This is a genomic window from Kitasatospora sp. NPDC059577 (assembly GCF_042735475.1).
Lineage (GTDB): Bacteria > Actinomycetota > Actinomycetes > Streptomycetales > Streptomycetaceae > Kitasatospora.
The window spans coordinates 15,512-26,850 of the sequence record NZ_JBHWBZ010000052.1; the positions used below are offsets into that span (position 1 = coordinate 15,512).

Below are 11,339 nucleotides of genomic sequence, written 5' to 3' on the forward strand. Positions count from 1 at the left end.
CGGCGGGTGGGGTTGTTGTGGTTGGGGGGCGGGGCGGTCGCGGACGCCCGCGGGGGGGGGCGGGAACGCCCCCCCCCCCCGCCCCCCGGGCGCGCCCGCGGCGGCGGGGCGCGGCCCGGGGCTCTCTGCTGTTTCGACGCTCCCACCGGCGGGAGGGGCCGGAATCCCGCTACCGTCGTGCCATGGCCGATCTGGAGCGAAGGCGGAACGAGGAACTGGCCCGGATACTCCACCAGCTCGGTTGGAGCCCGGAACGGCTCGCCCGTGAGGTGAGCCTCGCACTGCCACCGGGCCTGGCCATCAGCTCCACCGCCCCGTACAAGTGGCGCGACCGCGGCATGGTGCCGCGCAGCCCGCACGACCAGGCGGTCTGCGAAGTGCTCAGCCGCACCCTCGGCATCGCCGTCACCTACGAGCAGCTCTGGGGCCGGATGGGCGGCCACCGCGGCGCCAAGATCCTCTCGCCCCGGCTGCTCACCGACCCGTGGACCGCCGACACCGCCCAGACCGCGCTGCGCGAGGCCGCCACCGACGCCGGGCCGGTCCGCCTCACCGACCTCTTCCGCAACGCCGACCTCGACCAGGCCGCCGCCCGGCTCGACTCGCCGCCACCACCCGTCGGGGGCGGCGAGGGCGCGCTGCGCGTCGAGGCCGGCCTGGTCGGCGAGCTCGGCCTGTCCTACCGCAGCAAACAACGCCTCGAACGCTCCTGCGGAGGCGGCCTCGTCCTCGGCCCCACCCGCGCCGAACTCGCCATGCTGGCGAAACTGCTGGAACTGGGCGCGTACGACGAACGGCTGGGCCGCGAGCTGTACGGCACGGCCAGCCGGCTCGCCCGGCTGGCCGGCTGGGCCGCGTACGACCTCGGCCACGACGCCGCCGCCCAGCGCGCCTTCGTCGCCGCGCTGCGCGCCGCCCACGTCAGCGGCGACCCCAGGCTCGGGGTCGCCGTGCTCGGCGCGCTGGTGGTGCTCGCCACGCAGGGCCCCGGCGGACGCGGCCTGGACGCCGTCTCCGCACTGGAAACCGCCCTGGAGACCCACGGCGCCGCCCTCGGCCCCAACGGGCGGGCCCGCCAGCTCGGCAGGCTCTCCCGCGCCCACGGCCGCCGGGACGAGCCGGAGCGGGCCGAGGCCGCCGCCACCCGGGCCTTCGCCGAACTGGACGGCGTGCCCGGCGCCGAGGAGGCCCGTGCCTCCCTCGCCGGGATGGTCGGCGAGGGACGGCTGGCGCTCGGCCGGTACCGGCCCGCGAAGGCCCTGCTCGCCGAGGCCGTGGCCGGGCTGGGGCCCGGGCGGGCGCGCTCCAAGGCGCTGCTGATGGTGCGCCTCGCCGAGACCCACCGGCGGCTCGGCGACCAGCGGGAGGCGGCCCGCACCGCGGCGCTGGCACGCTCGCTCGCGGCGGGGATGCAGTCCGAGCGGCTGGCGAAGGCGCTGCGGGACTTCGACGCGGCGGGGCGGGCGGCGTCGCGGTGAGGTCGCCGTGGTGCTGCAGCTTTGGCTGCGGCTTTGGCTGTGGCTGCTGTGGCTGCTGTGGTGTCGGGCTGGTGGGGCCGGTGGGGCGGGGCGGTGGGGCCGTCGTGGTGTCGCCGGGGTCGCGGGCCGAGGCCGCCGTGGCGCCGCTCGGAGGGCCGTCCCGGCGGTATACCCGGGAGCGCGCCGATGTGCTTGCGGTACCCTGAGCCCATGCGAACCGTGCGCCTGCTCCTTAGCCGGCCGCGCTGACCAGGACCGGCTGCGCCCTCGGGCGGTGCCGGAGTCGGCGTGGCGTCCCCTCCTGCGAGGGGCTTTTTTGTTTTCCGCCCCCGGCCCCGACCCGGGCGGGGTCCCACCGGCCGGGCGCCCGCACGGTTCGCCCACCGACATCGATGGAGCTTGAAGGACCATGAGCGAGACGACCCCTGCGTCCGGCGCGTCCGAGACCGCGACCGAGCCGTTCCGGTACAGCGCCGCGCTGGCGGCCGAGATCGAGTCCCGCTGGCAGGACATCTGGGAGAAGGAGGGCACCTTCCACGCCCCCAACCCCACCGGTGCGCTGGCCGACCCGTCGGCCGGTGACGTCGCCGCGAGGCCGCACAGCTTCATCATGGACATGTTCCCGTACCCCTCGGGCGCGGGCCTGCACGTCGGCCACCCGCTGGGCTACATCGCCACCGACGTCTTCGCCCGCTACCAGCGGATGACCGGCCACAACGTGCTGCACACGCTGGGCTACGACGCCTTCGGCCTGCCCGCCGAGCAGTACGCGGTGCAGACCGGCACCCACCCGCGGGTCTCCACCGAGGCCAACATCGCCAACATGCGCCAGCAGCTGCGCCGGCTGGGCCTGGGCCACGACCCGCGCCGCTCGATCTCCACGATCGACCCGGACTACTACCGCTGGACCCAGTGGATCTTCCTGCAGATCTTCAACTCCTGGTACGACGACACCGCCCGCAAGGCCCGGCCGATCACCGAGCTGATCGCCGCCTTCGAGTCCGGTGAGCGGCAGACCCCGGACGGCCGCCCGTGGGCGTCGCTGTCCGCCGCCGAGCGCGACGAGACGCTGGGCGAGTACCGCCTGGCGTACGCCAAGGAGGTGCCGGTCAACTGGTGCCCCGGCCTGGGCACCGTGCTGGCCAACGAGGAGGTCACCGCGGACGGCCGCTCCGAGCGCGGCAACTTCCCGGTGTTCAAGTCCAACCTGCGCCAGTGGATGATGCGCATCACCGCGTACTCCGACCGCCTGATCGAGGACCTGGACCTGCTGGACTGGCCCGAGGCCATCAAGCTGCAGCAGCGCAACTGGATCGGCCGCTCCGAAGGCGCCCGGGTGGACTTCGCGGTCGGCTCCGGCGAGCCGATCACCGTCTTCACCACCCGCCCCGACACCCTGTTCGGCGCCACCTACATGGTGCTGGCCCCCGAGCACGGCCTGGTCGACTCGATCGTCCCCGCCGCCTGGCCGCAGGACGTGCCCGCCGAGTGGACCGGCGGTGCCGCCACCCCCGCCGAGGCCGTCGCCGCCTACCGTGCCACGGCCGCCGCCAAGTCGGACGTCGAGCGCCAGGTCGACGCCAAGGTCAAGACCGGCGTCTTCACCGGCGCCTACGCGACCAACCCGGTCAGCGGCGCGTCCGTCCCGGTCTTCATCGCCGACTACGTCCTGATGGGCTACGGCACCGGCGCCATCATGGCCGTCCCCGCCCACGACCACCGTGACTTCGCCTTCGCCCGCGCCTTCGCCCTGCCGATGCGCTGCGTCGTCGAGCCGACGGACGGTCGCGGCCAGGACCCGGCACAGTGGGACGACGCCTTCGACACCTACGACTCCGTCATCGTCGGCTCCGCCCGCGAGGAAGGCGACCTGTCGCTGGACGGCCTGAGCGTCGTCGACGCCAAGGCCCGCGCCACCGCCTGGCTGGCCGAGCGCGGCATCGGCGAGGGCACCGTCAACTACCGCCTGCGCGACTGGCTGTTCAGCCGCCAGCGGTACTGGGGCGAGCCCTTCCCGATCGTCTACGACGAGGACGGCGTCATGCACGCCCTGCCCGAGTCGATGCTGCCGGTCGAGGTCCCCGAGGTCGACGACTACTCGCCGCGCACCTACGACGCCTTCGACTCCAGCTCCTCGCCCGAGACCCCGCTGTCCCGCAACGAGGCCTGGGTCAACGTCGAGCTGGACCTGGGCGACGGACCGAAGAAGTACCGCCGCGAGACCAACACCATGCCCAACTGGGCGGGTTCGTGCTGGTACGAGCTGCGCTACGTCGACCCGGCGAACTCCTCCGCGGTCGTCGACCCGGCCAACGAGCAGTACTGGCTGGGCCCCACCGAGACCAAGCCCGCCGGCGGCGCCGACCTGTACGTCGGCGGTGCCGAGCACGCCGTCCTGCACCTGCTGTACGCGCGCTTCTGGCACAAGGTGCTGCACGACCTGGGCCACGTCTCGTCCGTCGAGCCGTTCCACAAGCTGTTCAACCAGGGCATGATCACCGCCGACGTCTACCGCGACGAGCGCGGCTTCCCGGTGCCCGCCGCCGAGGTCGAGGAGCGCGACGGCCAGTACTCCTGGCAGGGCGAGCCGGTCAAGCGCGAAGCCGGGAAGATGGGCAAGTCCCTGAAGAACGCCGTCGCGCCCGACGACATCGCCGACGAGTACGGCGCCGACACGCTGCGCCTGTACGAGATGTCGATGGGCCCGCTGGACGTCTCCCGCCCGTGGGACACCCGCGCCGTCGTCGGCTCGTACCGCTTCCTGCAGCGACTGTGGCGCAACGTCGTCTCGGAGACCACCGGCGAGCTGGTCGTCACCGACGAGGCCCCGGACGAGGCCACGCTGCGCGCCCTGCACAAGGCCATCGACGGCATCCGCGGCGACATGGCCGGGCTGCGCTTCAACACGGCCGTCGCCAAGGCCATCGAGCTGAACAACTACCTGGTCAAGCGCGGCTCGACGCCGCGGGCGGTGGCCGAGCAGCTGGTGCTGATGGTCGCGCCGCTGGCCCCGCACGTCGCCGAGGAGCTGTGGCGCCGCCTGGGCCACGGCGAGTCGCTGGCGCACACCGACTACCCGGTCGCCGACCCGGCGTACGTGGTGGACGAGACGGTGACCTGCGTGGTGCAGATCAAGGGCAAGGTGAAGGCCCGGCTGGAGGTCGCTCCGAGCATCTCGGACGCCGAGCTGGAGGCGCTGGCACTGGCGGAGCCGGCGGTCGTCGCGGCGATCGGCGGCGCGGAGGTGCGCAAGGTGATCGCGCGGGCCCCGAAGCTGGTGAACATCGTCACCGGCTGACACCGGCCGTGACCGACCGGGCGGGCGTCCTTCGGGGCGCCCGCCCGGTGCTTTCGGGCGGGGTGGTCTCGGACTGATGCTGTCGGACTGATGCTCTCGGGCGGGGTGTTCTCGGTGCGTGCTTCGGCGCTCCGTGGGTGCGGTGCGGTTCCGTGACTGCGGTGCGGCGTCGGACGGGCCCGGGCCCTCGGGGAGATCCCGGATCTGACCCTGATCTCCGGCCGCCGGGCCCGTTCGGGCCGCCCCGGCGAGCGATCCGGCGCTACCTTGGAACCCATGGCGATGCGGCCCGCGTTGGGCGCGGTGGGGGCCGAAACGGCGGCGGAAGGTGGCGCGCGATGGACGTGTTCGGCGTGATGATCGGCTTGGTCCTGCTCATCGGGATCGCGGTGGTCGCCATGGCGGTGGTCGGCACGGTCAAAGCGGCCAAGGCCGTCGGCGTGAAGATCGAGAAGCACGAGGCCAACGCCCGCCGTGCCGTCGAGACCGCCACCCTCAAGGCGAAGACGTACACCAGGATCGGCCCGCCCGCGCAGATCGCCACCGTCCGGCTCGGCCTGCGGACCTCGCTCGAGGGCACCCGGCAGGTGCTGGAGGGCGGACTCGAACAGGACGGTCAGCTCAGCGAGTCGCTCGCCCTGCTGACCCGGCTCGACGCCCACGCTGCCGAGCTCGACGGCGAGCTGCGGATGCTCGAACGCGAGCCGGACACCGCGCGGATCGCCGCCAAGCTGCCGGAGCTCCGGGAGCGGGCCGAGCGGATCACGCACGCGGCGGAGACCATGCGCTGGGCCGCACAGGACCGGATGCACCGGTTCGCGGACGACGAACTGCGCCGGCTCGGCCAGGAGTGCGAGAGCGAGGCCGGGGCGCTGCGGCACTGGGACGGTGTGGGACCCGGTTCCGCGGGTCCGGCGGCGGGGTCCGGTGCGGGTACCGGCACCGGCGCGCGGCCCGGGTCGCAGCCGGGTGCGGGGGCCGGTTCGGGGGCTGGTTCGGGGGCTGGGGGACAGGCTCGGGCGGGGCTGACGGACGGGAAGAGCCGTCCGAGCGCCGAGGAACTGCTGGGGCTCGCCGACCCGCTGGCCAAGCTGGCGCAGCGGCTGCGGAAGCCGTCGACGGGATCCTCGGCGGGCTGACCCGCTCCCCGTCTCCGGCCGGGACCGGTCGCCGGTCGTCGGTTGCCGGGCGTCGGTCGCCGGGCTTGCAGCGGCGTGTCGAGTGCGTGTCGAGAGCGCGTCGAGGGTACGTCGAGGGTACGTCGAGAGCGCGTCGCGGGTATGTCGTGGCCGGGGCACGGCCCTTCGCCGACGGGCGCTGTCCTCGCGCACCAACGGGGAGTAACCTCCGCCTCATGCCCTCCGACCTCGCGCTTGTCACCGATTCCACGGCCTACCTGCCGCAGGAGGCCCTCGACCGGCACGGGATCACGGTGGTCCCGCTGAGCGTCGCGGTCGGTGACTCGGTCCTGAGCGAGGGCGTCGAGATCTCCCCGAAGGACGTCGCCGAGGCGCTGCGCGGCAAGCAGCGGGTGACCACCTCCCGGCCGAACCCGGAAACCTTCGCGGCGACCTACCGGGCGGCCGCCGAAGCCGGGGCGAAGGGGATCGTCTCCGTGCACATCTCGGGCGAGCTGTCCGGCACCGTCGAGGCGGCCCGACTGGCGGCCGCCGAGGCACCCGTACCGGTGCGGGTGGTGGACAGCCGGCTGGTCGGGATGGCGCTCGGGTACGGGGTGCTGGCGGCGGCCGAGGCGATCGCCGCGGGGCAGGGCCTCGCGGAGGCGGCCGAGGCGGCGGGCCGGCGGGCGGCGGACACCAGCGGGTTCTTCTACGTCGACACCCTGGAGTACCTGCGCCGTGGCGGGCGGATCGGGACGGCGCGGGCCCTGCTCGGGTCGGCGCTGGCGGTCAAGCCGCTGCTGCACCTGGACGGGGGGCGGATCGAGCCGCTGGAGAAGGTGCGGACGGCGTCGCGGGCGATCGCGCGGCTGGAGGAGATCGCGGTCGAGCGGTCGGGGGAGCGGGACGTCGACATCACCGTGCACCACCTGGCTGCCGAGGACCGGGCCGAACCGCTCGCGGAGCGGCTGCGGGCGCGGGTGCCGGGGCTGCGGGAGCTGTACGTCGGCGAGGTGGGGGCGGTGATCGGCGCGCACGTCGGGCCGGGGCTGCTCGCGGTGGTGGTCGCACCGCGCTGACGGGGGCGGCGGGCAGGTGGGGTGGTGTGGCCGACGGCGCGCGGGGCGTGGTGCCGGGGATCGGGGTTCGGGACGCGGGGCCGGGGATCGGTGACGGGGCATCCTCTGGTCAACTTCCGAGGGTCTCGATCACTCGTGTGAGTGACGTGCTTTGTCCACAACCCCCGGGTTATCCACAGGATTTCGGCAATTTCCGCATGTCCGCCGGAGGACTCCTAGCGTCCTCGGCATGACGACCATGGGCCTGGGCGCGGCGAAGCGCCAGACGATCAACGAGACGGTGCGGCTGCGGATGGCGGCACTGCTGCCGGCGGGCGAAGCGCCGACGGACGGCGGCCGGGACGCCGGAGGAGGCGGGGGAGGCTCCCCGGGGGCGGCCGAGGGCGCTGCCTCGACCGCGACGGGGGAGTGGCCTGCCACCGGGCCGCCGACGGGTGCGACGCCGTGGCCTCCGGGCGCGGACGGTCGAGCCCGTCCGGACCCCGTCATGGATCGGGACCCCGCCCCGGATCCACCGGATGCCGCGGCCCGCCCGCGCTTCGGTTCGTTCACTCCGGCCGTGGCGCTCGACCGGCGTGCGGTGGCCGGATTGGTCATCCTGCTGCTGTTCGCGGTCGGCTACGCCGTCCAGCACTTCTGGCTGGCCAGGCCGGAGACCGTCGCTGTTCCCGCGCTGGCAGCCGCCTCGGCGCATCAGGATCCGGACGTGGCGGCATCCGTCGACGCAGCATCAGGGAGCGGGGTCGGTGCGGCCGGAGGCGGCCCTGCCGGTGCGGCAACCAGGGCCGGTGCCGGCGCCGATAGCGGTGTCAGTGCGGCCGTCGTGGTCGACATCGGCGGACGGGTCCACGCCCCGGGACTGCACACCCTGCCCGGCGGCTCGCGGGTGGCCGACGGCCTGCGGGCCGCAGGCGGCGTGCTGCCGGAGACGGACACCAGGAACCTCAACCTGGCCCGCTTCCTGACGGACGGTGAACAGCTGGTCGTCGGTGAGCAGCCCGCCGCACCCGCGCCGGCCGCCGGAACCGCCGGCGACGGCGGACCGCCGGGGCCCGCCGTACCCCGGCCGGCAGTCAGCCTCAACCGCGCCACCCTCGAACAGTTGGACACCCTCCCCGGCGTCGGTCCGACCCTTGCCCAGCGCATCCTGGCCTACCGCACGTCGCACGGCTCCTTCCGCTCCGTCGACCAGCTCCGGCAGGTCAGCGGCATCGGGGCCCGTACGTACGCCGAACTCAGGCCGCTGCTCACCCTCTGACGCATCCGCCGCCCGCTCGTCCGTCCGTCCCGCTCGCTCGTCTGTCCGTCCCGCTCACTCCGAAGGGAGGTGCCGCCCTGTCCACCACCGCATCGATCCCGCATGCCCACCCCTCCGGCACCGACTTCCGACTGCTGTTGCCCGCCGTCTCGGCCTGGGTGGTCACGGCGGCGCTCCTCGGCCTGGAGGCGAGGTACACGGCCCCCGTCCTCGCGACGGCGGGAGCCGCCGCGCTCGCGGCCGTCCTGCTGCTCGTCCGGCCGGGCGTCCTGCGCCGACAAGGGGCCGGGGTGACGCTCGCCGCCGTCCTGCTCACCGGAGTGGCGGCCGCGATCGCGACCCCGCTGCACACCGCCGACCTGCACCGGGGCCCGCTGCCCGAACTCGCCCGCGCGGCCGAACACACCGTGCCACGGTCGCCGGACGCTCCCGCCCGGGCGGTGGAGGTGGAGCTGACCATCGCGGGAGACCCCGAAGTCCGCACCTCCCGGGGCGGCACAACCGGTGGGCAGCCGCTGCTCACCGTGGACGCCCTGGCCGACCGGGTCACCCTCCTCCCGGACGGGCCGGCCACCCGGACGCGTACACCCGTGACCGTCCTGGTCCGAGGGGCCGACGGCGAGGCCTGGCAGCGGATGCTCCCGTCCCAACGGCTGTCCGTGGAGGTCGAAGTGCAGCCCGCGGGCGAGGGCCACGACACCGAATCCGCGGCGCTCCTGGTCGTCCACGGCCCGCCCCGGCAGCTGGCACCGCCGAGCCTGCCCCAGCGGATCGCCGGACGACTGCGCGCCGGCCTGCGCACCGCCACCGACGGGCTCCCGCCGGATGCGCGCGGGCTGCTCCCGGGCCTGACCGTCGGCGACACCTCGCGGCTGCCCGACGACCTCGAAGACGCGTTCCGGGCCACCGACCTGGTCCACCTGGTGGCGGTCAGCGGGGCCAACCTGGCCATCGTCCTCGGTGCGCTGCTGGGCGCACCCGGCCAGGCAGGCACCCCGGAACGGCGCGGGCTCGCACCCGTACTGGGGCTCCCCCTGCGGACCTGCGCCCTGCTCGGCACGGGGCTGACGCTGGCCTTCGTGACCGTGTGCCGCCCTGAGCCCAGTGTGCTGCGGGCAGCCGGGACGGGACTGATCGGCATGCTGGCCCTCGCCACCGGCCGGCCCCGTCAGGCGGTGCCCGCGCTCGCCGGGGCCGTCCTGGTACTGGTCCTGCTGGACCCGTTCCTGGCGCGCTCGTTCGGCTTCCTGCTCTCGGTGCTCGCCACGGCCGGGCTGCTCGTCCTCGGGCCGCACTGGGCCGAGGCCTTGCGGGCTCGGCGCTGGCCGCACCACCTCGCGGGCGCCGTCGCGGCGACGGCAGCCGCGCAGGCACTGTGCGCACCGGTGACGGTGGTGCTCTCCGGGCACATCAGCCTGGTCGGCATCCCGTGCAACCTACTGGCCGAGCCGGCGGTGGCCCCGGCGACCCTGCTCGGTTTCGGGGTGCTCGCCCTGCATCCGTTCCTCCCGGCCCTGGCCCGTCTGCTCGCGGTGCCGGCCGGGGTGCCGGCCGGCTGGCTCGCCCTGGTCGCTCGACGCGGAGCCGAGCTGCCGGGAGGCCAACTGTCGTGGCCAGGAGGCTGGTTCGGGACGGTCACGGTCGCGGTAGCGGTCCTGGCCGTCTGCTGGGCGGCGCCGCTCCTGCTGCCCCGGCACACGGCGCCCGGCATCCGGGCACCCGCCCGCCCGCGGCGCAGGGCGGTCCGGGCTCTGGTGACCGGTGCGCTGCTGGTGGTCCTGCTGGCGGTGCTGCTGCGCCCGCCGCAACTCAGCCGGATCGCCACCGGCTGGCCACCACCGGGGTGGCGCCTGGCGATGTGCGACGTCGGCCAGGGGGACATGTTGGCCCTTGCGACCGGTGCGCCGGACAGCGCGGTGGTGATCGACGCCGGTCCGGATCCGAGCGCCGCCGACAGGTGCCTGCGCGACCTCGGCATCACGACCGTGCCCCTGCTGCTGTTGACGCACTTCCACGCCGACCATGTCGAGGGCGTACCAGGGGTGTTGCGAGGCCGCAAGGTCGGTGCGGTCGAGGGGACGACGTTGGACGAGCCGCCGGGCGAGGCGGCCCGGGTGGCGAGCTGGGCAGCCGGGGCCGGCGTTCCGCTGCTGCGGGCCGGCCGTGGCGAACGGCGGTCGATCGGAACGGAGTTGGCCTGGGACGTGGTGTGGCCCGTTCCCGGGTCGGACATCGAGGCGCCCGGCGCGAACAACGCAAGCGTCGCACTGATGGTGACACTGACAGGAGGACTACGGATGGCACTGCTCGGAGATCTCGAACCGCCGGCCCAGTCGGCCCTGTCGGGGCGACTGGGAAGGGTCGACGTCCTGAAGGTCGCGCATCACGGTTCGGCCCATCAGGACTGGGGTCTGACCGGTGCCCTGCGGCCCCGGCTGGCGCTCATCTCCTGCGGTGAGGGCAACGCGTACGGACACCCGTCCCCGAAGACGGTCGACCGGCTGCGCGCGCTCGGTGCGGCAGTGCTGCGGACCGACCTGGCAGGTGACATCGCGGTGACCGGCGACTCCCCGGCCACCCTCGGTGTATCCGTCCACCCGCAGCCCGGGGGCCCCGGCCCCCCGGGGGGCGGGGCGGGGGGGGGGGGCGGCCCCGGCCCCCCCCCCGCCCCGGGCGGGGCCCGCGGCGGCCGCGCGGCCGCCCCGGGGTCGGGGGGGGGGGGGCGGCCACCGCGGTGGCCCCCCGCCCCCCCCCCCCCCCACGGGGTACCCCCCACCCCCCCCCCCCGGCCCGCGCGCCCCCGCGCCGCGCCCCCCGGGCCTCGGCCGACTCCGCGGCCCCCACCCGTCCCGGACAGGCCCCCGGTGCACCGCGGGCTCCGCCCGGGTGAGCTCCGCTGTCCTCCTCCCAACCACCACGTGGGGAAGGGAAAGGGGTAGGGAGTGGGGTTGGGAGGAAGCGTGGCGCTGCGGCGGCGGGCCCAGCAGAAACGTTTCGGGGGGGGGGGGCGGCGCGCCCCCCCGGGCCCCGCAAAAAAAATTACGAATAATAAGACAAAGCAAAGCGAGAGATAGGAGCACGCCCCCACAACACCAACGGGGCGGG

General features: G+C 74.8%; 6 protein-coding genes. All 6 read left to right on the plus strand.

Going from position 1 to position 11,339, the window contains the following annotated elements:
- Nucleotides 1–182: 182 nt before the first annotated feature.
- The 6 genes from ACFV0O_RS30780 to ACFV0O_RS30805 all read left to right on the plus strand — a co-directional run bounded on the left by ACFV0O_RS30780 (nt 183) and on the right by ACFV0O_RS30805 (nt 11,173).
- Nucleotides 183–1,478, plus strand: a complete 1,296-nt coding sequence (locus ACFV0O_RS30780; protein WP_380346976.1) for a hypothetical protein — start codon at nt 183–185, stop codon at nt 1,476–1,478.
- A gap of 409 nt (nt 1,479–1,887) precedes the next feature.
- Complete coding sequence (gene leuS, locus ACFV0O_RS30785; RefSeq protein ID WP_380346977.1) at nt 1,888–4,776, plus strand: leucine--tRNA ligase; 2,889 nt, start codon at nt 1,888–1,890, stop codon at nt 4,774–4,776.
- A gap of 338 nt (nt 4,777–5,114) precedes the next feature.
- Nucleotides 5,115–5,915: a hypothetical protein gene (locus ACFV0O_RS30790; protein ID WP_380346978.1), complete on the plus strand. Its 801-nt coding sequence runs from the start codon at nt 5,115–5,117 to the stop codon at nt 5,913–5,915.
- A 215-nt stretch (nt 5,916–6,130) separates the two neighbouring features.
- Nucleotides 6,131–6,976: a DegV family protein gene (locus ACFV0O_RS30795; protein ID WP_380346980.1), complete on the plus strand. Its 846-nt coding sequence runs from the start codon at nt 6,131–6,133 to the stop codon at nt 6,974–6,976.
- Between the two features lie 229 nt (nt 6,977–7,205).
- Nucleotides 7,206–8,234 carry a helix-hairpin-helix domain-containing protein gene (locus tag ACFV0O_RS30800; protein ID WP_380346982.1) on the plus strand — a complete coding sequence of 343 codons (1,029 nt, stop codon included), beginning with the start codon at nt 7,206–7,208 and terminating at the stop codon, nt 8,232–8,234.
- 137 nt (nt 8,235–8,371) lie between these two features.
- A complete protein-coding gene (locus tag ACFV0O_RS30805) occupies nt 8,372–11,173 on the plus strand; it encodes a ComEC/Rec2 family competence protein (protein ID WP_380346984.1) in 2,802 nt (933 codons plus the stop codon).
- Nucleotides 11,174–11,339: the final 166 nt, after the last annotated feature.